20 protein-coding genes are annotated in these 26,755 nt (G+C 72.6%); 11 read left to right on the plus strand and 9 right to left on the minus strand.

The window, feature by feature from the left end:
• Positions 1 to 226 precede the first annotated feature (226 nt).
• The gene (locus ABT263_RS02345) at positions 227 to 1,411 is read left to right on the plus strand and encodes a zinc-dependent alcohol dehydrogenase (RefSeq protein ID WP_352286641.1); all 1,185 of its coding nucleotides are present in this window, start codon (positions 227 to 229) and stop codon (positions 1,409 to 1,411) included.
• A gap of 64 nt (positions 1,412 to 1,475) precedes the next feature.
• On the plus strand, positions 1,476 to 2,465 hold the full coding sequence (locus tag ABT263_RS02350) for an SDR family NAD(P)-dependent oxidoreductase (protein ID WP_352286643.1): 990 nt from the start codon (positions 1,476 to 1,478) through the stop codon (positions 2,463 to 2,465).
• 117 nt (positions 2,466 to 2,582) lie between these two features.
• Here ABT263_RS02350 and ABT263_RS02355 read toward each other — a convergent pair whose 3' ends face one another.
• The 6 genes from ABT263_RS02355 to ABT263_RS02380 form a co-directional block, all read right to left on the minus strand.
• Positions 2,583 to 3,752: a hypothetical protein gene (locus ABT263_RS02355; protein ID WP_352286644.1), complete on the minus strand. Its 1,170-nt coding sequence runs from the start codon at positions 3,750 to 3,752 to the stop codon at positions 2,583 to 2,585.
• A gap of 169 nt (positions 3,753 to 3,921) precedes the next feature.
• The gene (locus tag ABT263_RS02360) at positions 3,922 to 4,410 is read right to left on the minus strand and encodes a GNAT family N-acetyltransferase (protein ID WP_352286646.1); all 489 of its coding nucleotides are present in this window, start codon (positions 4,408 to 4,410) and stop codon (positions 3,922 to 3,924) included.
• 116 nt (positions 4,411 to 4,526) lie between these two features.
• Positions 4,527 to 4,886, minus strand: coding sequence for a nucleoside triphosphate pyrophosphohydrolase family protein (locus tag ABT263_RS02365; RefSeq protein ID WP_352286647.1), 360 nt, complete (start codon positions 4,884 to 4,886; stop codon positions 4,527 to 4,529).
• Between the two features lie 276 nt (positions 4,887 to 5,162).
• Positions 5,163 to 6,023: a hypothetical protein gene (locus tag ABT263_RS02370; RefSeq protein ID WP_352286649.1), complete on the minus strand. Its 861-nt coding sequence runs from the start codon at positions 6,021 to 6,023 to the stop codon at positions 5,163 to 5,165.
• Positions 6,024 to 6,048: 25 nt separating this feature from the next.
• Positions 6,049 to 6,612 carry a C39 family peptidase gene (locus ABT263_RS02375; protein WP_352286651.1) on the minus strand — a complete coding sequence of 188 codons (564 nt, stop codon included), beginning with the start codon at positions 6,610 to 6,612 and terminating at the stop codon, positions 6,049 to 6,051.
• Positions 6,613 to 6,924: 312 nt separating this feature from the next.
• A complete protein-coding gene (locus ABT263_RS02380) occupies positions 6,925 to 7,410 on the minus strand; it encodes an NUDIX domain-containing protein (protein WP_352286653.1) in 486 nt (161 codons plus the stop codon).
• Positions 7,411 to 8,193: 783 nt separating this feature from the next.
• On the opposite strand from ABT263_RS02380, the gene ABT263_RS02385 reads away from it, so the two are divergent.
• Together ABT263_RS02385 and ABT263_RS02390 are read left to right on the plus strand one after the other, a co-directional pair.
• Positions 8,194 to 10,893 (plus strand): SdrD B-like domain-containing protein, encoded by a 2,700-nt coding sequence (locus tag ABT263_RS02385; RefSeq protein ID WP_352286654.1) that lies wholly within the window; start codon positions 8,194 to 8,196, stop codon positions 10,891 to 10,893.
• A 125-nt stretch (positions 10,894 to 11,018) separates the two neighbouring features.
• Positions 11,019 to 11,924: a hypothetical protein gene (locus ABT263_RS02390; RefSeq protein WP_352286656.1), complete on the plus strand. Its 906-nt coding sequence runs from the start codon at positions 11,019 to 11,021 to the stop codon at positions 11,922 to 11,924.
• Between the two features lie 93 nt (positions 11,925 to 12,017).
• Here ABT263_RS02390 and ABT263_RS02395 read toward each other — a convergent pair whose 3' ends face one another.
• Positions 12,018 to 13,202, minus strand: a complete 1,185-nt coding sequence (locus ABT263_RS02395) for a right-handed parallel beta-helix repeat-containing protein (RefSeq protein ID WP_352286658.1) — start codon at positions 13,200 to 13,202, stop codon at positions 12,018 to 12,020.
• Between the two features lie 289 nt (positions 13,203 to 13,491).
• On the opposite strand from ABT263_RS02395, the gene ABT263_RS02400 reads away from it, so the two are divergent.
• The gene (locus ABT263_RS02400) at positions 13,492 to 14,649 is read left to right on the plus strand and encodes a Dyp-type peroxidase (protein ID WP_352286660.1); all 1,158 of its coding nucleotides are present in this window, start codon (positions 13,492 to 13,494) and stop codon (positions 14,647 to 14,649) included.
• 441 nt (positions 14,650 to 15,090) lie between these two features.
• Here the strand turns inward: ABT263_RS02400 and ABT263_RS02405 are convergent, their stop codons facing one another.
• Both ABT263_RS02405 and ABT263_RS02410 read right to left on the minus strand, forming a co-directional pair.
• Positions 15,091 to 16,896 (minus strand): hypothetical protein, encoded by a 1,806-nt coding sequence (locus ABT263_RS02405; RefSeq protein WP_352286662.1) that lies wholly within the window; start codon positions 16,894 to 16,896, stop codon positions 15,091 to 15,093.
• A 232-nt stretch (positions 16,897 to 17,128) separates the two neighbouring features.
• Positions 17,129 to 17,878, minus strand: a complete 750-nt coding sequence (locus ABT263_RS02410) for a FadR/GntR family transcriptional regulator (protein ID WP_352286664.1) — start codon at positions 17,876 to 17,878, stop codon at positions 17,129 to 17,131.
• A 225-nt stretch (positions 17,879 to 18,103) separates the two neighbouring features.
• On the opposite strand from ABT263_RS02410, the gene ABT263_RS02415 reads away from it, so the two are divergent.
• From ABT263_RS02415 to ABT263_RS02440, 6 genes are all read left to right on the plus strand, one after another.
• Positions 18,104 to 19,678: an amino acid permease gene (locus tag ABT263_RS02415; RefSeq protein ID WP_502885737.1), complete on the plus strand. Its 1,575-nt coding sequence runs from the start codon at positions 18,104 to 18,106 to the stop codon at positions 19,676 to 19,678.
• The gene (locus ABT263_RS02420; RefSeq protein ID WP_329485423.1) at positions 19,675 to 21,030 is read left to right on the plus strand and encodes a glutamine synthetase family protein; all 1,356 of its coding nucleotides are present in this window, start codon (positions 19,675 to 19,677) and stop codon (positions 21,028 to 21,030) included. The genes ABT263_RS02415 and ABT263_RS02420 overlap by 4 nt, the downstream gene beginning before the upstream one ends.
• A 192-nt stretch (positions 21,031 to 21,222) precedes the next feature.
• A complete protein-coding gene (locus ABT263_RS02425; RefSeq protein WP_352286666.1) occupies positions 21,223 to 21,963 on the plus strand; it encodes a gamma-glutamyl-gamma-aminobutyrate hydrolase family protein in 741 nt (246 codons plus the stop codon).
• Positions 21,960 to 23,333 carry an aldehyde dehydrogenase family protein gene (locus ABT263_RS02430; RefSeq protein WP_352286668.1) on the plus strand — a complete coding sequence of 458 codons (1,374 nt, stop codon included), beginning with the start codon at positions 21,960 to 21,962 and terminating at the stop codon, positions 23,331 to 23,333. Before ABT263_RS02425 ends, ABT263_RS02430 begins: the two co-directional genes overlap by 4 nt.
• Positions 23,330 to 24,106 (plus strand): 3-oxoacyl-ACP reductase, encoded by a 777-nt coding sequence (locus ABT263_RS02435; RefSeq protein WP_502885738.1) that lies wholly within the window; start codon positions 23,330 to 23,332, stop codon positions 24,104 to 24,106. Before ABT263_RS02430 ends, ABT263_RS02435 begins: the two co-directional genes overlap by 4 nt.
• Positions 24,107 to 24,632: 526 nt before the next feature.
• Positions 24,633 to 26,723 (plus strand): transglycosylase domain-containing protein, encoded by a 2,091-nt coding sequence (locus tag ABT263_RS02440; protein WP_352286671.1) that lies wholly within the window; start codon positions 24,633 to 24,635, stop codon positions 26,721 to 26,723.
• The last annotated feature ends 32 nt before the right edge of the window (positions 26,724 to 26,755 follow it).

Consider the following 26,755-nt stretch of genomic DNA (forward strand, 5'->3'; position numbering starts at 1 on the left):
CCCAGCAGAGCAGTGTCGGCCCGATCGCGCACGGCGGGCGAGGGCGACGGCGGCGACCCGCACCCCTGCGCGGAAGCCGTTTCACGTTCCCGTGCCCGGGCAGGCGCGGGCCGTGCGGGACGGCGGGCACCAGTCGCCTCCCGGTGGGCGCGCACCGGCGATCGCGCGTCCGCGCGGCTCGCGTGCGAGCCGCGGCGCCGAGGGGGATCCAGCGAGAGGAGTGGCCGTGAAGGCTCTGACCTGGCAAGGAAGGCGGGACGTACGGGTCGAATCGGTGCCCGATCCCGTGATCGAGGACCCGACCGACGTCATCGTGAAGATCACCACCACCGGACTGTGCGGATCGGACCTCCACCTCTACGAGGTCCTCGGCCCGTTCCTGGATCCGGGCGACATCCTCGGCCACGAACCGATGGGCGTGGTCCAGGAGGTCGGCCCCGAGGTCACCGCCGTCCGGCCCGGCGACCGCGTCGTGGTGCCCTTCAACGTCTCCTGCGGCACCTGCTTCACCTGCGCGCAGGGTCTGCACTCGCAGTGCGAGACGACCCAGGTCCACGAGTACGGCACCGGGGCGTCACTGTTCGGGTACACGAAGCTCTACGGCCAGGTGCCCGGTGGGCAGGCCGAGCTACTGCGCGTGCCCTTCGGCAACACGCTGCCCATCAAGGTGCCGCAGGGCCCGCCCGACGACCGGTACGTCCTGCTCTCCGACGTCCTCCCGACCGCCTGGCAGGCCGTGGAGTACGCCGACGTGCCCGACGGCGGCAGCCTGGTCGTCCTGGGCCTCGGGCCGATCGGCGACATGTGCACCCGGATCGCCGCCCACCGCGGCGCCGGCCAGGTGATCGGGGTGGACCTCGTACCGGAACGCCTGGAGCGGGTCCGCGCCCGCGGGACCACCGTCCTCGACCTCGACCGGCACGGCAAGGGCCTGGCCGACACGATCCGTGAGATGACCGAGGGCCGCGGCCCGCACGCCGTCATCGACGCCGTCGGCATGGAGGCGCACGGCTCGCCGGCCGCGACCCTCGCCCAGCAGTCCACGGCGCTGCTGCCGAGCTCCCTGGCCGCCCGGCTCATGCAGCACGTCGGAGTGGACCGCCTCCACGCCCTCCACCTCGCCATCGACATCGTCCGCCGCGGCGGCACCATCTCCCTGTCCGGGGTCTACGGCGGCATGACCGATCCGCTCCCGATGCTCACCCTGTTCGACAAGCAGATCCAGCTGCGCATGGGCCAGGCCAACGTCCACCGCTGGTCCGACGACATCCTCCCGCTGCTCTCCGACGACGACCCGCTGGGCGTGGAGGCCTTCGCCACCCACCATCTCCCGCTCACCGAGGCGCCCGACGCCTACCGCCTCTTCCAGAAGAAGCAGGACGGCGCCGTCAAGATCCTCTTCAACCCCTGATCCCCGTCCCCGACTGATCCCCGTCCCCGACGCCGCACCGGCGTGACCGCTCCCGGGAGCCCCCATGTCCCGAACGCTGCACCGCTTCGCCGACCGGACCGCCCTGGTCACGGGCTCGTCGCGAGGCCTCGGCCTGCTCATCGCCCAGGAACTCGCCCGGCGCGGCTGCCGGGTGATGCTCTGCGCCCGCGACCCGCGCGAGCTCGGATTCGCCGAGAGCCGTCTGCGTGCCGAGGGCGCCGAGGTGGCGTCCGTGGTCTGCGACATCACCGACGAGTCCGCCCCGCGCGCGTTGCTGGACGCGGTGCACGACCGCTTCGGGCCCCTGGACGTCCTGGTCAACAACGCCGGCATCATCCAGGTCGGCCCCTTGGACGCGTTGCGGGAGGAGGACTTCCGCGAGGCGATGGAGACGATGCTCTTCGCCCCCTTGCGGCTGACCCTCGCGGCCCTGCCCGACCTGCGGGCCAGTACGGCCGGCACGCTGGTGAACATCTCCTCCGTCGGCGGACGCATCGCCGCACCCCACCTGCTCCCGTACGCCACCGCGAAGTTCGCCGCGGCCGGTCTGTCGCAGGGACTGCGGGCCGAACTCGCCGGAGCGGGAGCGGGAGCCGGAGCTGGCGAGGGGGCCGGCGTCAGCGTCACCACCGTGCTGCCCGGCCTGATGCGGACCGGCTCGCACACCGCGGCCCGCTTCCACGGCAGGCCCGGCGCCGAGTACAGCTGGTTCGCCGCGGCGGCGTCGCTCCCCCTGCTCTCCATGGACGCGGAGCGCGCCGCCCGCGCCATCGTCCGGGCCGCCGAGCGCCGCAGGCCCGAACTCGTCCTCACCCCGGCGGCCAAGGTGGGCGTCCGGCTCCAGGGCCTCGCTCCCGCCACCACGACCCGCCTGCTCAGCCTCGCCGCACGGATCCTGCCGGGACCGGGGCAGGACCCGCGCCGCAACGTCCGCGGGTCCCGGGCCGCGGTCGACTCGCCGCTCCCCGCAGCCGTCACCGTGCTCGGCGACCGGGCGGGGCGCCGCTACGGCGAACCCGGACCCGGCCGCTGACGAGCTCCGGGCGGACCCGCGATCCCGGCGGCGTGTCCGGTCCGTCGCCGCCGGCCCGCGCCGGGTCGCGCCGGCGGAGCGGCCGCCGCCGGTGGCGGTTCGGCGGCGGCTGCGGCGTCAGACCAGCCGGTCGCGATCGCGGGCGGCGACGGCGCGCACCCGGGCGGCGAACTGACCACGGCTGCGCTGCTGGTGCAACTCCTCCGCGGCCTCCTCGTCGTCCTCGTGGGCGGGGGTCTCCGGGGTCGCGTCCTCGTCGTGGTCGGAATCGGTGTACTGGTCGTGCAGGAGCCAGCAGCCGTGGATGCCGGCGAGGAGGTCTTCGAGGAGGTCGCGGGCGGGACGCCGCGGGTCGAGGGGGGTCAGGCGCAGGCCGGTGTCCTCCGGGTCGAGGCCCCCGTCGCCGTCGCCCTCCGAGTACTCGGCGAGGGCCTCCTCGAAGTCGTTGAGCTGGTCCCGCAGGGCGGTGGGGTCGGGCAGCAGCCCATCGGCCACCTGTAGGGCGTGCCGGACGAGCCCGGCGACGGCGTCGTGCGGGGACGCTCCGGCGTCGATGAGTTCGAGGACGAGGGTGGGGGTCTCATGGGCGAGCGCCTCGATGGCGTCGGCTTCGAGCACGACGGTGGCGCGGTCGTGGCCGGAGGCCTCGGCGGCGATCTCGGCGGCGGCGGTGAGCCAGTGGGCCGCGGCGACGGCCGCGGCGGTGGGGTCGATGCCGGAGAAGAGCTCAGCGGGGCCGAACGGGTCCTGACGGAAGAGGTGGTCGGCGGCGGCGACCTGGGCGGGCGAGGCGTCCTCGCGGCTGAGCAGGACGGCCTGCTGGGCGCGGCCGGAGAGGTCGCCGAGTTCGGCGCTCTCCACGGCGGCGAGCTCCTGGGCGGCCTCGGCCAGGACGGTGGCGCTGAGTTCCGGGTCGCCCAGGCCCACCAGGGCGCGGCCGATCCGGTTCGCGGACTCCACCAGGGGGCTGTAGGAGACGGTCAGCATCCCGCCCTGGGGCAGGTTGGGGCGGGCGACGGCGGCGGCGACCTCGCCGAAGGCCTCGCGCTCCCGCTCGCGCCGCCATCCCTCGCTGCCGGACTCCAGGGAGTCGGCGGCGCTGGCCGGGTGGGTGTAGGTGCGCCAGGCCGCCTCGGACAGCTGGGTGAGCGTGCCGGCCAGGCGCAGCAGCACGGCGGTGTCGGCCTCGGCGGGGAGGACGGCTACGCGGGCGGAGAGGTCGCCGCCGCCGGTTCCCCAGGCGGCGATCAGCTCGTGCCGGGCGGGGTCGACACTGTAGCGGGTCATGGCGGCGCTCCTTCGGATCGTGTCGGCGCACCGACTGGCCTGAGGTGATTGTGGCGTGCGCCGCGGCCGGGGGTGAGCTTTTCCGCCCGGTGACGCACCGCACGAGGGCGGGGTGCTTCGGCGGAGCCTGCGGCACCCAGCCGACTTCGTCGGTGCAGCCCGTCCTCGGCTACGTGAGGTCCTTGCGCATCAACGTGCACACGGTCTCGTACCGTTCGACCGAGCCCTCCGCGGTCTCCACCTCCCAGGAGTCCGGCTCGCGGCCGTAGGCCCGGTAGCCGAGCCGCTCGTAGAGGGCGCGGGCCCTGGGGTTGCCCTCCTCCACGCCCAGTTCGGCCACGGTCAGACCCCGGGCGGTGATCCGGGCCTCCGCGGTGGCGATCAGCAGCGCGCCGATGCCGCACGACCGGAGCGCCGGATGGACGCCGAGCTGCCAGAGCGTGCCGGCACCGCTCCTGACCGTGTAGTCGACGCCGCCGATCGCCACCGGCAGGCCGGCGGGCCCGTGCACGGCCAGGTAGTCGACCTCACCGCGCTCGGCCCGTCGCACCTGGTCGGCGAGCCTGCGCACATGCAGGGCGGAGCCCGCCCAGCCGCACGAGGGCAGGTCCTCGTGGGTGAGATCGCGCACGGACAGCGAGACCCTGATGTCGGTCACCTGGACCACCTCCAGCCTGAGAGGCTCCACCAGACGTCGGCGAGGCGCAACACCATTCGGGGCGTCCGCCCCGGGGCGGGGCGTTCGTCGCTCGTGCCGCGCGGCGCCCGGCTGGGTCAGGGCGCGGCGGGAGGCGGCGTCGCTCCCGTGGCGAGCTGCGCGCGGACCCGGGCGGCGAGAGCGGACATGTCGGCCGGGAACCGGGCTTCGAGGTCGATGCCGGTCTCCTCGGCGATCACCAGGAGGGAGAACAGGCAGTCCGACAGCTCGTGGGCGAGCAGCTCGCGGCCGCCCGCCACGTCGGTGCGGTGGCCCTCGTGGGCCATCACCAGCTTCGCGAGGTCGCCCACGTCGCCCACGAGACCGAGCGCGTAGTCGGTGAGGTCCCACCGGCGGCCGAGCCGCTGCTCGTTCAGCCGGTCGTAGGACTCGCGGACTTCGCGCACCGCGTCGTGCAGCCGCTCCCGGTCGGACATGGTCGGCTCCCGTACGGACGGCGCCGGGCATGCGTCGTCATCACGTCGACGCGCGCCCGGCGACTCACCTGAGTCGCTGTCGGTCCCCGTTCTATGACGCCTCGTCAGTCCTGACAAGTCGATTCCCGGTCGAACCTCTCCCGAGGGATTCACCCTGCGGTACGTCGTGCCGCTCGACGGCGTCGTGGGACAGCACCGGTGGGCGGCTTCGCCCCGACCCCGGCCGGCGGCGGGGTCGGGGCGATGGTGGCCCCGTTCAGGCGACGGTGGCCGCGTTCAGGCGACGCTGTCGCGCCGACGGCGGCGGAGGAGGGCGAAGGCGCCACCCGCGAGCGCCAGGGCCACGCCCGAACCGCCGACGAGCACGGGTGTCGAGGAAGGGGCGGCTGCCGACTTCTTCGCGACGCCGTAGCCGCTGGACATGCCCGTGGTGTCGTACACCGAGCCGGGCAGCTTGTCGGCGTACCGGGCCTTGACCAGCTTCTGGTACGTGCTCAGCGAGACCGCCGACTGGCCGTCCAGCCCCTGTCGCGCCTGGTCGTTGAGCGGTTCGACCGTGGTGAGCTTCAGCTGGTACCAGCCGCGGATCTGCGGCTCGGAGAACACCAGCGTCCCCACCGTGGCCCTGCCCGCGAACGTGGCGTCGCTGTCGCCCTCGCGCACGGCCGCCAGGTGCCACCCGCCGCCCTGCGTGGGGGCGAGCATGACGGTGGCGTTCCGCCCGTTGACCGGGGCGTTCAGCGCGGAGACCAGATAGCTCAGCTTGACCGCCTCGGTGGCGATCGGCAGGGACGTCCCCGCGGCGAAGCCGGGAGTGATCTCGTTCAGCGCCAACGGGTCCTTGACGGTGAACGCCGGCAGGCCCTCGCACGGGTCGGCCTTGTCGGGGATCGCCTGCGGTGCGCCGACCGCGTCCCCCTGGGGCACCGGCACGCTGAGGAAGCGGCAGACGGTGGCGCGGACGTCGGCCGACTTCACCAGGTCGAGGGCGGCCTGGTAGTCCGGGATGTCCGCCGGGAGCGGGTCCATGGGCGCGGTCGCGTGGGCGGGGCCGGCGACTGCCAGCAGCGCGGCCGCGCTCAGTACCAGGACGGTGGTCAGGCGGGAGCGGCGGGAGGCCGCCCGCTTGCTGGACATTCTTGCTCGGTGCATGCCGCCTGCCTTAACGGGAGATGCCGATCCGGGAGTGGGTCCACTTGAACGAGCTGTTGCTGACGTAGTCGTTGTAGTTCCACCACGTGTAGGTGGCGGTGTCCGGCCACGGGTCGGCGACGCCGATGGTGTTGTTCGACGTGTCGAAGCCGTAGACGACGTTCATGTGGCCACCGCCGGACGTCCACCCGATGCGGGCGGCGACCGGGCGGGCCGCCTTGACGTCGGTGTAGACCTGGTTGAACGTGGCCGCGCTGTTCAGGCCCGAGCCGGGGTGGGCCATGCCGAGGCTGTTCCAGCCCCTGGCCATGTCGTCGAGTGTGGCAGGCTGGTTGTTGCAGCCGTAGGAGGGCTGAGCCCGGGTGCAGAAGTCCGTCTGTGTGCTGCCGTAGCCCTGGAACTTGGCGATCGTCAGCCCGGAGGCGACCCAGCACCACTGGGTCTTCTCCTGTTTGTACATGCCGATGTTGTCCTGCCCCGCCTCGGCGTGGGCCGGGCTCCCTACGGCGGCGAGCAACCCCGAAACCGTCAGTGTGACGGCCATCGTCGTGGCCGCGAACGTGGATCTGCCCATCTTCCTGCCTTCCCGCGAAGGTGCGATGCGTGCCGGGGGATCTGGCGCAGCTATGACAGCACGAATTCGCGCTGTCACCCATGGTGTGTATAGAAACTGCACCTACAAGGATGAATCGTCATATATGCAGGGCCGACGACGCCGAGGACCTCACACCGGGGGAGGTGATCCCCGCAGTGCGGTTCCACTGCGGGGCCGGGGCGGGCGCGGGCGTCATCGCGGCTCACCCGGCCGGCGGGAGAGCGGGGGCGGCGGGGGATCGAGGCGGACGAGGTGCGGGTCGGGCGGTCGGCGGTGTCGGCCCACCGGGTCTCACGCGCCGACGAGCGCACGCGGGTCGGACCCTTCGCCGCCCCAGCCGTGGGTGGAGAAGCCGCGGCCCCCGCCCCGGTAGAGCGTGAGGGCGGCGTGGGCGGTGGCGAACATCGGCAGCGGTTGCGCGTCGACCGGGGACCAGGGGGCGCCGAGGTGCTTGTCCGGCTCGGTGTTCGTCAGTTCACCGCTCCAGGCGGTGGCGAGGAACACCGACAGCAGGAACGGGCCCTCGCCGTCCCAGCCCTGGCGGACCTGGATCGTGTGCACGAGCCGTAGGCCCCCGGGATCGGTGATCAGCCCGGTCTCCTCCCGCAACTCGCGGGCGGCGGCCTCGTCGAGCCGCTCGCCCTCCTCGACCTTGCCGCCGGGGATCGTCCACGCCGGCGTCGCGCGCCAGCCGTGCGCTGCGTAGCGGAGAGTCGCGACCAGATCGCGGTGCTGGTCGTGGACGATGACGGACACGGCCTGGCGAAGGATCTCCACGGTGCTACCTCCGGGGGCTGCTCGGCTGACGGGGACTCGCGGTGGCCGCGGGACGCGCCGGGGCGTCCGCGCTCATGCCGGCCGGCGCGCCGTCCTTCGGACAGTGAGCGTCAAGTGTGCTGTCCGCGGGTGGAGTTCGCGCGGGCACCTCGGGTCGGGTGGCGTCTGATGATGGTGCTGTTCGAGTGCGGCGTTCAAGCGGATTTCCGTCGGGCGTGCCCGGGGCGAACGGGGACGTTTCGAGCACCGTGCGCGCTTCCGGGGACGCCCCGAGGTGGTCGCGAGGGAGTGCGGCGAGGGTGGCGGAGCCCAGTGCGCAGGCGGCGAGCGCGCGTTCGAGCGCTGGCGGACCGTGCGGCTTCGCGCCGGTGGCGGGTGTTCGTCGGGTGGGGAGGGTGCGCGGCGGACAGTCGTCGGCGGATTCACCCGATCGGCTGGCGAGCTGCCCGGGAAGGTTTGGGGCGTCGGCATGTCGGGGTCGGCGGTCGGTCCGCGGACGTACCGCCCGCGGAACTCCGGGTCGCCGCCGAGATCGGGGACGGTCACCTGATGGAGCGTCAAAATGACGATTGTGCCCGCACCTTCCTTGCGACGCCTTTAAGCTTCCGCTGAATGGCGGGTGCTCCGTCACTCCACACGGCTCCTCACGCGGCCGGGCGCAGGCCCTCGACGATGAGAGTGGGAATGACATCTACAAGTGATCGGTTGAACGGCTCCGCGCGCGGGCCGGGTTGGGGGCGGTCGGGCTCGCCCGGCCGCCGGGCCGTGGCGAGAACCGCGGCAGTGGCACTGGGGATCGCGGGCTGCTCGCTGGCCGTCGCGCCGGCGGCGTTCCCGCAGTCCGGCGACGGGTCGGTGACGGTCCGGGTGGTGCGGGCGGTGGACACGAGCGGGGTCTGGACGCCGGCGCTGGAACCCGGGCTCGCGGGTGTCACGGTGACGCTCACCGACGACGCCGGCACCGCGGTCCAGGGGGCGACGGCGGCGGACGGCACGGTCACCCTCGCCCCGGCGGCGAAGCTGTCCGGCGGCAAGTACCGCGTACAGGTGGTGAATCCGAAGCCGGGCGTGCTGTTCCCGGCCTTCGCCTCCCGGGAGGGACTGGACGGCGCTCCGAACAAGCTGAGCAGCAACGAGGAGTTCGTCGACCTCTCCGGCGGCAAGAACGTCGCGTTCACCACGGGGCTGTGGAACCCCGGTGACTACTGTCAGAAGAACGCACCGCTGGTGACGACCTGTCAGCCCGCCGCGCGCGAGGGCGGCGCCCAGCGCACGCTGGTGTCCTTCCCCTACAGCGCGCGCGGCCAGGACGGCGTGGACGTGAATGCCACGGACATCGCCACCGACGCCGAGACCGGCACGATCTACGGCATCGGGTGGAACCGGTCCGACCGGCGGGTGTTCTCCTCCGCGCTGGCCAAGCGCACCACCGACTACGGTCCGGGCGGCGCCGGGGCGATCTACGTCACCGACCTCGCCCAGAAGAGGACGACCCTGTTCACCACCGTCCCGGAGGCCGGTGCGACGGTCCACGGCGGTGGCACCGACGACGCCTTCCTCGGTGTGCCGGGCAAGGAGAGCCTGGGCGGCCTCAAGATCACCGATGACGGCCGGGACCTCTTCGTCGTCAACCTCAACGACCGCAGGCTCTACCGCTACGACGCCACCGCGCCCACCGCGGCGGCGCCGAAGGCCTCCTACGCCGTCCCGGATCCGGGCTGCCCGGCGGCGGGGGACTGGCGCCCGTTCGGCCTGGGCCTCCAGGACGGCAAGGGCTACCTCGGCGGGGTGTGCTCCGGCGAGTCCACCGGCAAGGTCGCCGACCTCCGGGCGGTCGTCCTGCCGTTCGACCTCGCCACCGGGGTGTTCGGCAAGCCGGTCCTGGACCAGCCGCTCGACTACCCGCGGCAGTCGACCGTCGGCGGTGGCCCGTGCGACGGCGCGGGCTGGTTCCCGTGGACGAGCACCTACCCGACGTCGCAGAACGGCAACCCGTGCGGCGCCTCCACCATCGCCAACCCCGAGCCCGAGCTGGGCGAGATCGCCTTCGAGGCCGACGGCTCGATGCTGCTGGCCTTCCGCGACCGCTTCGGCGACCGCGCCCCGGCCGCCCCCGCACCGGGCTCCGTCGCCGTCGTCATGTCCGGCGGCGACCTCAACAAGGCCTGCCCGGCGGGCGGCACGTTCGTGCTGGACACCAACAACGGCTGCGGGCTGTCCCCCCGGGGCACCCGGTTCTTCGACACCAGCTGGGGCGGCCACCGCAACACGGCGTTCGCCGGCATGGCGCTCTCCAAGGCCGAGAACACCATCGCGGTCTCCGCCTTCGACCCCAACCACACCGCCTTCGGGTACGGCACGTCGTTCCTCCAGCGCGACGGGCAGCAGGACCCGAAGTTCGGCCTGCGGCTCAACCCGCCGGGAACGGTGGCCCCGTTCGGCAAGGGCGCGTCGATGGGCGACCTGGAGGTCCTCTGCGACCAGGCGCCGCTGCAGATCGGCAACCGGGTCTGGTACGACCCGGAGCGCACCGGCGTCCAGCGGCCGGGCCAGCGCCCCGTCCCGGGCGCGACCGTCCACCTCTACGACGAGTCGGGGAAGCTCGTCGGCACGACGAGGACGACCACCCGCGGCGAGTACTACTTCGACGACTCCGACGTGGACGGCGGCCTCAAGCCGCGCACCAAGTACACCATCAGGCTGGACAACCCGGCCGACTACGCCAAGGGCGGCCCCCTGTACCAGTGGGTGCCCACCGACGCGGACGTCGGCGACAACCACTTCGTCGACTCCAAGGGCGTCGTCCCCGACGGCGGACGGTTCCCCGAACGGGCGCTGACCACCGGCGGGCCGGGCGAGAACGACCACACCTTCGACTTCGGGTTCCGCCGGCAGGAGGGCGCGCTGCGCCTGGTCAAGCACGACCAGGACGGCAAGCCGCTGGCGGGGGCGAGGTTCCAGCTGTGGCACGAGACGAACGGCACCGACGGGCTGCAGCCCACCGGTGACAAGCCGGACGCGAAGCTGGGGAGCCCGTGCACCACCGGCACCGACGGCCTGTGCCGGGGCGCCGGTGAGCCCGGGACGTACTACTGGCAGGAGCTCAGCCCGCCCGAGGGCTACGCGGCGCCGGACACCACGGTGTTCGGTCCGCTGGTGCTGACGTCCGAGAACCTCGCGGACGGCGTCTCGGTCACGGCGGTCAACCGGCTGCTGCCCACCCCGTCGCCCACCCCCACGCCGACGACGCCGCCCGCGACGCCGACCCCGACGGAGACGGCCGGCGTCCCGCCCGCCTCGAACCCGCCGGAGCCGCCCGTCGTGCCGGCCGCCGCACCGGGCCCGCCGAGGCCCGCGCCGGGTTCGCCCCTGGCGAGCACCGGCACGGGGCCGCTCGTTCCGATGGCCCTCGTCGCCGTGGCGCTCACGGCGCTCGGCGGGGTGCTGGTAGGACTGCGCGGGCGTAGGGCCCGGCACCGGTAACACCCCGGCCCGGCCGTCGGAGCCCGACGGGCCGGCGGCCGGCAGGGGCGGATCGGGCGGGTTCGCGGACCATCGGGTCCGCGAACCCGCCCGAGTGTGTCACCGACGTGAGAGAGGGCACGGTCATGGCCCGGAGCAAGTCCGGCGACAAGAGGGCCGGGCGGAAGCCCGGTGACAGCACGGCCGGGACGAAGCCCGGCGACAAGACGGCCGGGAGGAGGCCCGGCGGTCCCACCGCCCGGTGGAAGTCCGGTGGCGCCCGCACGCCGCGGCGGGTCGGCTGGCTCAGGGCACTGCTGGCGGTCGCCGTGTGCGGGGCCGCCACGGGCGGCGTGGTCGTCTACCGGAACGCGTCCGACAGCACCACCAGTCGGCCGGTGACCGTCGACGAGGCATCGCGCATCGCGGTGTCGCGCCTCAACCTGTACCAGGCGAGCCCGGCGACGGTGACCCTCACCGCGGCCGAGGGCGGTGGCGTGATGGTGCGGGTGGAAGGGGTCGTGGACTACCGCACGCACCGGGCGGCGGGCCGTTACCGGGTCACCGGGCCCACGGGTGAGCTGGACCACGGGCTGATCGTGTGGGACGGCGCCGGCCTGGGGCTGGCGCCGCAGGCGGGTGGTGGCGGCGGCCCGGCCTGGCAGCAGGCCGAGCACATCCCCCGCCCGGGCTGGTCGCCGCGCGGCTACACGGCGGACCCCCTGGACTCCGGCCTCCAACTGCTGATCCAGCTGGGCGCGGACCGGCCCGACAACCCGTTGCTGCTCGCGCAGTCCGGTCCGCGATGGCTGGGCCGCGACCTGATCGACGGCCGGAGCTACGACCGGTTCTCCGGACCGCGCTCCGGCGACGCCGCGCACGGGGCGGGGGCCGACGGTGAGTTGTCGCCGCTGACCTACTGGATCGACGGTGACGGCGGTCTGCGGCGGGTGACGATGCGGATGCCCGGCCTCGGCACCCCGACGACCGTCGAGATCACCGGGCGCGACGAGGCGGCGAAGCTGCCCGAGGCACCCTGGGCCGCCGGCTGACACAGCGCTGCCGGCCGGGCGCGGCCGGGGTCCCCCCGGGATCCCCGACCGGCGGGCAGCGCTGTCGGCCGGCCGGGCTCGGTTCGGTCGCGCTCAGGCCGGTCCGGCTCCGTTCGGCTGCGGCATGGCGGCGACGTCGGTCGGCAGCGGGTAGCGGTTCGGATCGACCGGTCCGGGCAGGTCCGTCGCCGGGCGGCCGGGCGCGGTCGGATCGGGCATCGACGGCTGGGCGGGCGGCACGGGCACGGAGTTGAACGGTGTCCCGGGCGGTGGTTCGACGGCGGCCGGCCGACCGGCCGGGACGGCCTGGCGCGCGGCGCCGCCGCACCCGGCCACCTCCTCCAGCCCGTTCGGGCTCTGCGTCGCGGGCGAGTTGCCGGTGAAGCAGTTCCCGGGATCGGTCGAGGCCAGCACGAGGTCGACGCCGTTGGCCGTGGCGTGGTTGCCCTCGACGCGGTTGCCGACGGCGGGGTGCCCGGGCGGGTCGGTGATGACGACCCCGGCCGCGCGGTTGTCCTGGACGAGGTTGCGCAGCACCTGGTTCGCGGTGCCGCCGCCGATGCCGATGCCGATGCCGAAGCCGCCGTCGGCCTGCTCGGGCGAGTCCGCGGCGTTGTTGCCGGCGATCACGTTGCCGGCGATCACCGCGCCGTGCTGCGGGGCGAGGGCCTCCAGGTCGTTGGAGTTGACCGTCACGCCGACGCGGTTGCCGACCACGCGGTTGCCGAGCACCGTCAGGTTGTCCGAGGCGTTGGTGATCTCGATGCCGACCGCGTTGCGTTCGACCGTGTTGCCGCGCACCAGCGTGTCGCAGGGCTTGCACTGGCCGACGTAGATGCCGGAGTCGGCGCCGCCGGAGGCGTAGGAGTCCTCGATGACGCCGCCGCGAGCGTCGAAGGCGTAGATGCCGTAGAGCCCGTTGTTGTACGCCGTCACCCGGGAGGCCCGGAAGCCCTGCACCGGCGGGAAGCGGACGGTGTCCAGCGGGTCGTAGGCCGAGCCGCCGGCGCCGTGACGCTGCAGTTGGTCGTCCGTGACCCCGGTGAACAGGACGCCGTTGGCGAGGTAGCCGCGGACGGTGAGGTTCTCCACCACCGAGCCGGCGCCGGTGACGGTGATGCCGTTGACGAGCCGCACCCCGCCGTCGAGGACCACCGCGTTCCGGTCCGTGCCGCGCACGACCACCCGCGGCACGGTGACCCGCACGCTCTCGCGGTACACCCCCGGCTGGATCAGCACGGTGTCACCCTCGCGCGCGACGTCCACCGCCTGCTGCACCGTGGCGAAGTCCTCCGGTACGCGAACAACGTTCCCGGCCGGATGCGGTTTCCCGGACGGCTCGGAATCCGTCGCCGAGCACCCCGTCGCCGCCACCGCGACCAGGGTGACCAGCACCGACAGGCGTCTCGGCAGCGAAGCCCGGAATGCGGCGGGCCGGGCGGCCCGAGCGGACAACAGGCGCTGAGGAGAGGGGATTTGCATGATACGTGTTCTATCGTCTCCAATATCGGCCATGCATACCGAACCGGGAAATCCGCAGGAACCGGCACGACCAGCCGCGGCCGGTTTGGGACGCAGGGCCGTGCTCGCGGCGGGCGCGGTGCTGGCCGCCGGGATCGGCGCGGCCGCCGAGGCGCTGGCGGGCGACGTCCTGACGCCGGACGACCGGTCGCACCCCGCCGGCCCGCCGCCCGGGTCGGCGGTCCCCTTCCACGGGCCCCGGCAGGCCGGGGTGACGGAGCCTCAACTGCCTGTCGCACAAATGCTGTCGTTCGACCTCCCGCCGACCACCGCGGCCGCGGACCGGCAGACCCTCCGCGCCGTCCTCGACGCGCTGACCCGAACCCTCTCCGGCGCGGCCGCCGGTACGCTGCCCGACCCGCGCCTGGGGACGGGCGTGCCGACCCGGCTAACCTCCCTGGTCGGCGTGGGTCCCGGACTCGCCTCCCGGCTCGGCCTGAACGTGCCCGCCGCCCTGGCCGACCTGCCGCCGTTCCCCGGCGAGCGCCTCGACCCGGCGCGCAGCCACGGCGATCTGGTGGTCCAGCTGTGCGCCGCCGACCGCTGGACCCCGACCGTCGTCGCGGAACTGGCCACCGCCGCCGCGAAGGCCGCCGGCCTCGTTCCCCGCTGGACCCAGTCCGGTTTTCTGCCCCTCACGCCCCGGGGCGTGACACCGCGGAACCTGTTCGGCTTCAAGGACGGCACCGCCAATCCCGACGACGACGCCGCCCGGCAGTGGGTCTGGGGCCCGCCGGGGCCGCACGAGAACGGGACCGTCCTCGTGTACCGCCGGATCCGGATGGACGTCGACGGCTTCGCGGCGCTCCCCGGGGAGCGGCAGGACGCGGTGATGGGCCGCCGCGGCGGCGACGGCGTCCCGCTCACCGGCGCCGCCGAGCACGACGACCCGGACATCTACGCCAAGAACCCGGACGGCTCCTACGTCATCCCCGCGTCCGCGCACGTCCGCCTCAGCAGCCCCCGTCTCGACGGCGGCGCCCGGATGCTCCGCCGCAGCTACAGCTACGACGACGGCCTCGACGACCGCGGCCTGCTGTTCTGCGCCTTCATGCGCGATCCCGCCCTGTTCACCCGGGTCCAGAACCGCCTGGCCGAACGCGACGCGCTGGGCCCGTTCGTCGAGCACCGGGCCTCGGCCGTGGCCTACGTGCTCCCCGGCGCCGCACCGGGCGGGACGCTCGGCGAACAGCTCTGGGCGTAGGGCCGCCGGCGGTCGCGCCCGCCGGGCCGGGTGAGAGCTCCGGCCCCCGGCACATCGCTGGGAGGACCGGCGACCGGTCCTCCCGGCTCGCGTCCGCCCTGACCCGGCTCCGGGCCCGGTGCCGGTACCGGGAGTCGAAGACCCTTCATGGGTGATCCTCCTTGGTGGGGCAGGGCGTTGTGACGTCCATGGTCTAGACCAATAGCACGCACCTTGCGTCGGAAGTACAGGGCAAACTCCTGATCGATGTCAGTGGACCACGAGCAACATTTGGCAGTCATTGATCAACATTCGTCATTCGTCATTCGTCATTCGTCATTCGGCTGGTTCTGGTTCATGAGACGGCCCCGGTCCCGGCGCATGAGGCACATGCACCAGGCCCCGCCCCCCCCGGGACCGCGGGGGCGGGGCCTGGTGCCGGTCAAGGTGCCGCGGGGGTCCTCACAGCTCCCGGACCTGCGGCGGGTTGCCGCCGGAGGAGATGGAGAGCGTCCCGTGCTGGATCTGGAGGTTGCTGTTCCTGACCAGCATCCCGTTGCCCTTGGCCATCGAGACGCTGCTGTCGCCGTAGGTGACGGCGATGCCCTGGGCGAAGGTCACCCACTGCGTGAACTCGTTGATCCCGTAGAAGAGGATCCGGTCCGGCATGGTGACGAACATCCGCTCCCCCTCGTGGTAGAGCTTCATCCCCCCGGTGGCGGTGAGCAGGCCCTTCACCCGTACCCCACCGGTGACCCAGGCCTCACCGGAGACGCGGGCCTGCTCGGTGCGCAGCACGCTGAGATCGGCCTCGCCGGCGGTGACGGTGCCGAGTTCGTGGCCGCCGTCGCGCAGGACGCGGACGCCGTTGGCGGGGAATTCGATCCAGCCGTCGGTGGTGCTCCGGCCCTGGACCCACTTGGTGTTGATGCCGTTGAGGTCGGCCTTGTCGGCGGCGATGACGCCCCATTCCTGGCCGCCGTCCTTGTGGACGTCGATGCCGTTCTGCAGGAAGTCGATCCAGCCCTGGCCGCCGTCGCGGTCGCCGACCCACGTGGTGTTCAGGCCGTTCAGCTCGGCCTTGTCGGCGGTGAGGGTGCCGAGGTCCTGGTTGCCGTCCTTGTGGAGGGTGGCGCCGGGCTGGGTGAAGTCGATCCAGCCCTTCCCGCCGGCCCGGCTGCCCGCCCACGTGGTGTTGACGCCCTCCACGTCGGCCCGGGCGGCCGTGAGGACGCCCAGGTCGCTGTTGGTGCCGTGGTACACGTTGACGCCGATGTCCGGGAAGGTGATCCAGCCGGCGCTGTCGGTCCGCCCCTGGACCAGCCGGGTGGTCACGTTGTCCACGTCGACCTTGTTGGCCTGCACCGTCCCCAGGTCGCGCTTGGCGTCGCGGACCTCCAGGCCGTCCGCGGTGAAGGTGACCAGGGCCTTGTTCGCCGTCCCCTCGATCCACGGCGTGCGCGTCCCGCTGTCGAACTCGGGGACGAGCGCGTGGACGGTGGTGGTGAGGAAGTACCCCCGCTGCTGCCCGCCGCCGGGGGCCTTGGCGACCAGGGTGTACGTGGTGCCGCGCTTCGGGGCGGCGGTGGGCCAGCTGTAGTCCCGGTGCGCCCCCGCGGCTCCCTGCACGGCCGGCTCGCGGTGGACCTCGGCCCCCGTCGGATCCAGGATCGCGTAGTCGAGACCGGTCGGCCCGTCCCACTGGAGCAGCAGGGTCTCGCCCGCGTCACCGTTCACCAGGGACCGCTGCGCGCGGAAGTTGCGCGGGACCCTCGGCGTCTGCTTCACCAGGCCCAGGGTGGTGGTGCAGTGGTCCCGCCGCATGGGTTCGTTGGCGTCGCCGCCGCCGGCCTTCTCGCGGATCTCCAGGAGGGTGAGGCCCGCGCCCTCGGAGACCGGGATGTTCTCCAGCTTCAGGACCAGCGCCCCGTGGCTGCTCAGGAGCGCGTTCCTTCTCGTCGGGGGCTGCGCCTGGGAGAGCTGTGCCCGGAAGTGGCCCTGGGCGCTGCCCCAGCGGAACTCCAGCGCGTCGTCGAACGGGCTCTGGTACGTCCGCTCGACGCTCGCGGTGACCGCCGCGGCGTTGGCCGTCAGGTCGGAGGACATGGCGAGCAACGGCATCACCACGTCGATGTACTCCCACTCCACCTGGGACTGGTGCGTGTTGGAGACGATCACGTAGACCGTCCCCAGGGAGGGTTCGTCCTGGAGCGACGCCTGGAGGGACGTCGGATCGGCGACGAGCTCGTAGTGCAGCAAGGATGACACAGCGCGGACTCCCTACCTCGGTGTTCCACACGACGGGGCGGCCGACAGGACGGGTGCCAACCGACCCGTCGACGGTAGGCACCGCCCTGCGGCCCGGGTGCCGCGATTGCCCGGAGCTGGCCCGAACCGGTCCCCGTCTGGCCTGAACTCCCTTGAAAGTCAAGGAAGTTAGGGTGATCGGTGGTTCGTCCGGGGCGGGAGCGGAGTCCAGCCGGGACTTCGCAAACACCCCTTAGGCCAGGAAGCCCCGGAGCAGGGCGGCCGTCCCGGCGAGGTGCTCCTCGGTGGCGCGGCGGGCGGCCTCGCCGTCGCCGTCCAGGATCGCCCGGACCATCGCCCGGTGCTGGTCGGCGGCGTGCTCGATGTTGCGGTCGAGCATCGGGATGGCGTTCAGCAGGTCGTTGAGGCGCATCCGGGCCTCGGCGATGCCGGTGGCCAGCGTGCGCGAGCCGGTGAGCTCGCCGACGGCGAGGTGGAAGCGCGAGTCCAGCTGGCGGTACCGCTCCGCGGGTGCGCCCTCCAGGTCGGCCAGCCGGCGCTCCAGGTGGGCGCGCTGGTCGGGGGAGAGGGTGCGCCGGGCGGCGGCCTCGGCGGCGCCGGTCTCCAGCACCAGGCGGTAGGTCAGCGCGTCCTCCAGTTCGCCGCCGAGGTCGCGGACGGCGCGGCGCAGCTCGCCGACGTCCGGCGGCGGCATCCGGTAGGTGACGAAGGTGCCGCCGTAGCGGCCGCGGCGCGACTCGACGCAGTCGGCCTCCTGGAGCGTGTGGAGGGCCTCGCGCAGGGTCTCGCGGCTGACCCCGAGCCGGGCGGCGAGGTCGCGCTCGGCGGGCAGCCGGTCGCCGTGCCCGAAGACCCCGAGCTTGATCGCCTGCAGCAGGCGTTCGACGGTCTCCTCGAAGGCGTTGCCGGTCCGGACGGGCCGGAAGATCGCCCCGGCCTGCCAGTCCAGGCGCGCCTGTTCGCGTGCTTCGTCGACGTCCACGCCGGAATCGTACCTATGAGCGCCCTCCGGCACGCACCTTCCGACTCGCGCCCCCGGAGCCCTTGACGCGGCCCTGCCGCTGGGTGAACGATGCTGCTCACCCACCTCAATGGTCTGGTTCCAGACCATTGGAGAGCCGCCCGACCGTCTGACCCGCCGGGAGCCGCGCACCACACCGCCGTGGTCGCGCACGGCCCGGCACACCCTCAACCCCCAGGGGTGCCCATGACCGACGAACGCTCACCCGACCACCCTGCCCCGCCGGTGTTTCCGGACGGCGCGCCTCCCGTTTCCGCCGACGAACAACGCCTCCGCGAGCTGGGCTACACCCAGGAGCTCGCCCGCTCGATGTCGGGATTCTCCAACTTCGCCGTCTCCTTCTCCATCGTCTCGATCCTGTCCGGCTGCCTCACCCTGTACGGGACGGGGATGAACGCGGGCGGACCCGCCATGATCATCTGGGGCTGGCCGGTGGTCGGCCTGCTGACGCTCTGCGTCGGGCTGGCGATGGCCGAGATCTGCTCCAGCTACCCGACCGCCGGCGGCCTCTACTACTGGTCCGCCAAACTGGCCCGCAGCCGGGGCCCGGCCTGGAGCTGGTTCACCGGCTGGTTCAACTTCCTCGGCCAGGTCGCGGTCACCGCCGGCGTCGACTACGGCGCCGCCTTCTTCACGAACGCCTTCCTCAGCCTCCAGTTCGGCTTCGCGGCCAGCCCCGCGCACACCGTGGAGATCTTCGCCGTCATCCTGGTGCTGCACGGCCTGCTCAACACCCGGGGCGTGCGGCTCGTCGCCTTCCTCAACAACCTGTCCGTCTGGTGGCACCTGGTCGGCGTCGCCGTCATCGTCGGGGTGCTCGTCCTCGTGCCGGACCGGCACGCCTCGGCGTCCTTCGTCCTCACCGAGTTCGTCAACAACACCGGCTTCCACAACCAGCTCTACGTGGCCATGCTCGGTCTGCTCCTCGCCCAGTACACCCTCACCGGCTACGACGCCTCCGCGCACATGACCGAGGAGACCCAGGACGCGGCCCGCTCCGGCCCGCGCGGCATCGTCAACGCCATCACCGTCTCCCTGGTGGCCGGCTGGATCCTGCTGCTCGGCATCACCTTCGCCATCCGCGACTACGACGGCGCGCTGCACAGCGACACCGGGGTGGCGCCCGCCCAGATCTTCATCGACGCGATCGGCACCAACGGCGCCGAACTGCTCCTGCTGATCGTCATCGGCGCCCAGTTCTTCTGCGGCATGGCCTCCGTCACCGCCAACTCCCGTATGATCTACGCCTTCTCGCGTGACGGCGCACTGCCCGGCTCCGCCCTCTGGCACCGCATCGACCCGCGCACCCAGACCCCCACCAACGCGGTCTGGCTGGCGACCGGCGGCGCGCTCCTGCTCGGCCTGCCCGCGCTCTGGAACTCCACCGCGTACACCGCCGTCACCTCGATCTCGGTCATCGGCCTGTACATCTCCTACGTCATCCCGGTCTACCTGCGGCTGCGCCAGGGCGAGGCGTTCCCGCGCGGCCCGTGGCACCTGGGCCGCTGGAGCCGGGTGATCGGCACCGTCGCGGTCGGCTGGACCGCCGTGATCACCGTCCTGTTCATGCTCCCCACCGTCAGCCCGATCACCGCCGAGAGCTTCAACTACACGCCCGTCGCCGTCACCGTGGTGGTCGGCTTCGCCGGCCTCTGGTGGCTCGCCTCCGCCCGCCACTGGTTCACCGGCCCCCGCATCCACGAGACCCCGCCGGGGCCCGCCGCACCGGACGCCGAAGACGCCGAACTGGAGATCCGTTGAACAGCAGGCTCACCCTCGACGAGCTGCGCGCCCGCGTGGCCGACGGCTCCGTCGACACCGTCGTGCTCGCGATGACCGACATGCAGGGCCGCCTCCAGGGCAAACGCGTCGCCGCCGGCTACTTCCTGACCGACGTCGTCCCGAACGCCGCCGAGGGCTGCGGTTACCTGCTCGCCGTCGACATCGACATGAACACCGTGGACGGCTACGACATCTCCTCCTGGGAGAGCGGCTACGGCGACCTCACCCTGCGCCCCGACCTCGCCACCCTGCGCGCGGTGCCCTGGCACCCGGCCACCGTCATGGTCCAGTGCGACATCACCCAGCACGACGGCACGCCCGTCGCCGTCTCCCCGCGCCAGGTGCTGCGCCGCCAGCTGGACCGGCTGGCCGGGTACGGCTGGCAGGCCCAGGCCGCCACCGAGCTGGAGTTCATCGTCTTCCGGGACACCTACGAACAGGCCTGGGACAAGGACTACACCAAGCTCACCCCGGCCAACCAGTACAACGTGGACTACTCCGTCCTCGGCACCGGCCGGATCGAACCCCTGCTGCGCAGGCTGCGCAACGGCATGGCGGGCGCCGGCCTCACCGTGGAGTCGGCGAAGGGCGAGTGCAACCTCGGCCAGCACGAGATCGCCTTCAAGTACGCCGACGCCCTCACCACCTGCGACGACCACTCCGTCTACAAGACCGGGGCCAAGGAGATCGCCGCGCAGGAGGGCTACAGCCTCACCTTCATGGCCAAGTACGACGAGCGCGAGGGCAACTCCTGCCACATCCACCTCAGCCTCCGCGACGAACAGGGCGCGCCGGTGTTCGCCGGGGACCGGCCGAACGGGTTCTCCCGCACCATGGAGCACTTCCTGGCCGGACAGCTCGCCTGCCTCGCGGACTTCGCGCTGCTGTTCGCCCCCACCGTCAACTCCTACAAGCGGTACGTACCGGGCAGCTTCGCGCCCACCGCGATCGCCTGGGGACGGGACAACCGCACCTGCGCCCTGCGGGTGGTCGGCCACGGCCCCTCGCTGCGCTTCGAGAACCGCGTCCCCGGCGGCGACGTCAACCCCTACCTCGCGGTCGCCGCCCTGATCGCGGCCGGCCTGCACGGCATCGAGCAACAGCTGGAACTCGAACCGGAGTTCACCGGGAACGCCTACGCCTCCGACGCCCCCCGGGTACCGGCCAACCTGCGCGACGCGGTCACCGCCTTCGAGCGGAGCGCCGCCGCGGGCGAGGCCTTCGGCAAGGACGTCGTCCGCCACTACGCCCACGCCGGCCGGGTCGAACTCGCCGCCTACGACCGGGCGGTGACCGACTGGGAGCGCCGCCGCGGCTTCGAACGGCTGTGACCGCGCCCGACGACCCCGCCCCGACCCCGGGCGACCGACACCGACCCGACCCCGGGCGACCGACACCGACCCGCCCCCGGGTGCCCGACACCGATGCCCCCGACCGACACCGACCCGCCCCCGGGTGCCCGACACCGATGCCCCCGACCGACACCGACCCGCCCCCGGCGACCGTGACCACAGAGAGCGACCGTGAACCCTGACCGACGACGCCCCCTGATCGGCATCACCAGCTACCAGGACGAGGCCGCCTGGTCCGTCTGGCGCCAGCGCGCCAGCCTCGTCCCGCAGACCTACGTCGACTCCGTCGCCGCGGCGGGCGGCACGCCCGTGCTGCTACCGCCGCAGCCCGGCGACGCCGGCCCTCTGCTGGACGCGCTGGACGGCCTGGTGCTGGCCGGCGGACCCGACATCGACCCCGCCCGCTACGCCGCCGAGGCCGACCCGCGGACCGGCCCACCGCACCAGGCCCGCGACGACTGGGAGCTGACCCTGCTGCGCGGCGCCCTCGACCGCGACCTGCCGGTGCTCGGCGTCTGCCGCGGCATGCAGCTGCTGAACGTCGCCCTCGGCGGCACCCTCCGCCAGCACCTGCCCGAGCGGAGCCACCAGATCGTCCCGGCCGAGTTCGTCCGCCGCCGCGTCGACGTCGAGGCGGGCAGCCGACTGGCCGCCGTCCTCGGACCGGCCGCCGAGGTCAACTGCTACCACCACCAGGCCACCGACCTCACCGGCAGCGGACTGCGCGTCACCGCCCGGGCCGAGGACGGGACGGTCGAAGCACTCGAACTGCCCGGCCACCGCTTCGCGCTGGGCGTCCAGTGGCACCCCGAGACGGACCCGGACGACCCGCGCCTGTTCCGCGCGCTCGTCGAGGCGAGCCGCCTTCCCGCCGATCACGCTTGCGCACGCTCCAGGGAGACGACCCGATGACCGACCCCGACCTCCACCAGGTGGTCAACCCCGCCACCGAGGAGGTGATCAGCACCGTCGAACTGGCCGGCCTCGCCGAGACCGACGCCGCCGTCGCCCGCGCCCGGGCCGCCTTCGACACCTGGCGCCGGGTCGCCCCCGCCGACCGGGCCCGGCTGCTGCGCGCCTTCGCCGCCGCCGTCGACGGCGACCGGGAGCACCTCGCCGCCCTGGAGGTGGCCAACGCCGGCCACACCATCGGCAACGCCCGCTGGGAGGCCGGCAACGCCCGCGACGTCATCGAGTACTACGCCGCCGCCCCCGAACGGCTCTTCGGCCGGCAGATCCCGGTGGCCGGCGGCCTTGACGTCACCTTCCAGGAACCGCTCGGCGTCGTCGGCGTCATCGTGCCCTGGAACTTCCCGATGCCGATCGCCGCCTGGGCCCTGGCCCCGGCGCTGGCCGCCGGCAACACCGTCATCGTCAAGCCCGCCGAACTCACCCCCCTCACCGCCCTGCGGCTGGGCGAACTCGCCCTCGAAGCCGGCCTCCCCGAGGGCGTGCTGCAGATCCTGCCCGGCCGCGGCCCGGTGGTCGGCGCACGCTTCGTCACCCACCCGGACGTGCGCAAGGTGGTGTTCACCGGCTCGACCCGGGTCGGCAAGGAGATCATGGCGGGCTGCGCCGCCCAGGTGAAGCCGGTCACCCTCGAACTCGGCGGCAAGAGCGCCAACCTCGTGTTCGCCGACGCCGACCTCGCCAAGGCCGCCGCCACCGCCCCCTACGCCGTCTTCGACAACGCCGGCCAGGACTGCTGCGCCCGCTCCCGGATCCTCGTCGAGGCCTCCGTCCACGACGAGTTCATGGCGCTGCTGGAGCCGGCCGTGCGGGCCGTGCGGGTCGGCGACCCGGCCGACGAGAAGACCGAGATGGGCCCGCTGATCTCCGCCGCCCACCACGCCCGGGTCGCCTCCTACGTCCGGGACGAGTCGGCGGTCGCGTTCCGGGGCACCGCCCCGGACGGCCCCGGCTTCTGGTTCCCGCCGACGGTGCTGGCGCCCGTCCGGCACGACGACCCGGCGTTCACCGAGGAGATCTTCGGACCGGTCGTCACCGTCGTCCCGTTCCGCGACGAGGAGGACGCGCTGCGGATCGCCAACGCCACCGAGTACGGCCTCTCCGGGTCCATCTGGACCAGGGACGTCGGCCGCGCCCTGCGGGTCTCCCGCGGCGTCGAGGCCGGCAACCTCTCCGTCAACTCGCACTCCTCGGTGCGCTACTCGACGCCCTTCGGCGGCTTCAAGCAGTCCGGGCTCGGCCGCGAGCTCGGCCCGGACGCCCTCGCCGCCTTCACCCAGACCAAGAACGTCTTCATCTCCACGGAGGAATGATCAGCATGAGCGAGCGACTCGACGGCCGGGTGGCCGTCATCACCGGTGCGGGCAGCGGCATCGGTCTGGCCACCGCCCGGCGGTTCGCCGCCGAGGGCGCCAAGGTGGTCTGCGTGGACCTCGACCCGGAGACCGGGTCCAAGGCCGCCAACGAGGTCGGCGGCCTCTTCATCCAGGCCGACGTCACCGACGAGGACGCCGTCCGCGACCTCTTCCAGCGGGCCGTGGACGAGTACGGGCGGCTCGACATCGCCTTCAACAACGCCGGCATCTCCCCGCCGGACGACGACTCGATCCTCACCACCGGCCTGGACGCCTGGAAGCGCGTCCAGGAGGTCAACCTGACCTCCGTCTACCTCTGCTGCAAGTACGCGATCCCGCACATGCAGCGCCAGGGCAAGGGCTCGATCATCAACACCGCCTCCTTCGTGGCGGTGATGGGCGCCGCCACCTCGCAGATCTCCTACAGCGCCTCCAAGGGCGGGGTGCTGGCGATGTCGCGCGAGCTGGGCGTGCAGTTCGCCCGCGAGGGCATCCGCGTCAACGCCCTCTGCCCGGGGCCGGTCAACACCCCGCTGCTCCAGGAGCTCTTCGCCAAGGACCCGGAGCGCGCCGCCCGCCGCCTCGTCCACATCCCCGTCGGCCGCTTCGCCGAGCCGGAGGAGATCGCCGCGGCGGTCGCCTTCCTGGCCTCCGACGACTCGTCCTTCATGACCGCCAACACCTTCCTCGTCGACGGCGGCATCTCCGGCGCCTACGTCACCCCGCAGTAGTCCCGACCGCACCGCCAGGACCGGCCGGCGCACCGCGGGGTGCGCCGGCCGGTCGTGCGTTCCCGACGGCCCGGTCACCGTGCAGCGGAATCCCCGTGTGCGTGCAACCTTTCGACCCGCTCACCGCATCTACCTGATGTCAGGGTGCTGTGAGGGGGAGGGGTGCTTCAGGTGTAGTCACGGATCCGCGGACCCGGGGCGGGTGTCGGCGCCCGGTCGCCGCCGGACCGGCGGTTCGTCGGCGTTCTCCTCATCGGGGGGCCTCTCGGGAATTCACCGGAGATCCTTGTTCCGGCATGCCGTCCGAAGAAATGCGCGGCGGAATTCACGGGCAGCCTCCGGGTGTCTGTGACACGGCCGGGACATTACCGTTCGACTGATCGTTCGATGCGTCAGAAATGGGCGCTAGCATTCCGGCATGGCTTCTCAACTTCCCCCGATATGGAATGCGTCCGACGCCGGAGAGAACCCCCCGGCGCGAAGTTCGCCGCTGCGGCTGGTCCGCCACGGTGGGACCTTCCTGGGCGTGAGCGTGGTGTCCGGTGCGCTGCTGGCCGGTGTGGCCCTGCCCGCCGTCGGCGCGTTCGGGCTGACCGCCAAGAGCACGGCGGAGAGCTTCGAGGACATTCCGGGCGAATTCAAGACGCCGCCGCTGACGCAGGCCACGCAGATCTTCGACGCCAAGGGCGGGCTGATCGCCAAGGTCTACGAGCGCGACCGCACCGTCATCCCCGCCGACCAGATGTCCCCGTTCATGCGCCAGGCGCAGGTCGACATCGAGGACGCGCGCTTCTACGAGCACGGCGCCGTGGACCTCAAGGGCGTGCTGCGGGCGGCTGGCAAGAACGCGGAGAGCGGTACCGCCTCGCAGGGTGCCTCGACGCTCACCCAGCAGTACGTGAAGAACGTCAATGTGGAGAAGGCCGGCGAGGACCAGGCGGCCGTCCTGGAGGCGCAGCGCAAGACACTGGGCCGCAAGATCCAGGAGCTGAAGGTCGCCATCAAACTGGAAGAGGAGATGACGAAGGACGAGATCCTCACCAACTACCTGAACATCACCTATTACGGTCACGGCGCGTACGGGGTGGAGGCGGCCTCGCAGCGCTACTTCGGGAAGAGCAACAAGGACCTCACCGTGGCCGAGGCCGCCACGCTGGCCGGCATGGTGCAGAACCCCTCGCTGTACGACCCGGTGCGCTTTCCGGAGAACACGGTGAAGCGCCGGAACGTGGTGCTCGACAAGATGGTCGAGAACAAGCACCTCACCGCGGACCAGGCGAAGGAGGCGAAGGCCGCGCCGCTGGGTCTGCAGTACCGGGAGCCGCAGAACGGCTGCATCACCGCCCAGGCGGGCATGGGCTTCTTCTGCGACTACGTCCGGCACGTGGTGAAGCAGGATCCGGCGTTCGGCGCGAGTGCCGCCGAGCGGAAGAAGTTCTGGGACCAGGGCGGTCTCAACATCTCCACCACCCTGGACCCGGACAAGCAGGCCGCCGCCCAGAACGCGGTGACCACCAGAGTGAAGGTCACCGACTCGGTGTCGGCCGCCGCGACCATGATGGAGCCGGGTACCGGCAAGATCCTGGCGATGGCCCAGACCCGCCCCTACGGCCTGGACCCGAAGAAGAACCAGACGGTCGTCAACCTCAACGTCGACGCGGCGATGGGCGGCGGCAACGGCTTCCAGCCCGGGTCGACCTTCAAGCCGATCGTCGCGGCCGCCGCGATGGAGGCGGGCCTGTCGCCGGTCACCGAGTACTCCTCCCCGAACAAGCTCGAGTACCCGACGATGAAGACCTGTGCGGGCACCTGGAAGAACACCGACAAGCCCAGGACGGTGGTGCCGAACGAGTCCGCCAGTGAGAAGGGCCCCTACCAGCTGAAGGAGGCGATGGCCCGCTCGATCAACACCTACTTCGTGCAGATGGAGCAGGAGATCGGCCTCTGCTCGGTCAAGCAGATGGCGAACAAGCTCGGCATCACCACCCGGGCCAGCGGCAAGCCCCTGGACGAGGTGCCGGCGATGGCGCTGGGCGTGGAGGAGATGAGCCCGCTGACCATGGCCAACGTCTACGCGACCTTCGCCGCCGGGGGCAAGTACTGCGCCCCGACCGCGATCAACAAGATCACCACCGTGGACGGCAAGGACATCGCCGTCCCGGCCGCCAACTGCGGCCGGGCGTTCTCCGAGTCGACGGCCCAGGTGCTGAACACCATCCTCAACGGCGTGACCGCGGACGGCACCGGCTCGGCGCTCAACCTGGAGGGCGACCGGCAGATCGCCGGCAAGACCGGCACCTCGGACAAGAAGCGGGCCGCCTGGTTCAGCGGTTACACCCCGCAGCTCGCCACGTCGGTCTGGCTCGGCGGGCCGGCCGGCGGTGTCGAGATGCGCAACATCACCATCGGCGGCAAGCACTTCTCGGAGGTGTTCGGTGCCGACGGTCCCGGCCCGATCTGGCAGCTGGCGATGAACCTGGCCCTTCGCGGGGAGCCGAGGAAGTCCTTGAAGATGGCCGACATCCCCGACCCGGCGCCGAAGACCGACCCCAATGCCAGCGGCTCGACCCCGCCGTCCGCTCCGCCGGCCACCACCCCGGCCGGTCCGCAGCACTGACGCCCGCGGGTGGTCGGGCCACGCGCCCCGAC

The sequence above is a fragment of the Kitasatospora sp. NPDC001603 genome (assembly GCF_040298365.1).
Taxonomy (GTDB): domain Bacteria; phylum Actinomycetota; class Actinomycetes; order Streptomycetales; family Streptomycetaceae; genus Kitasatospora.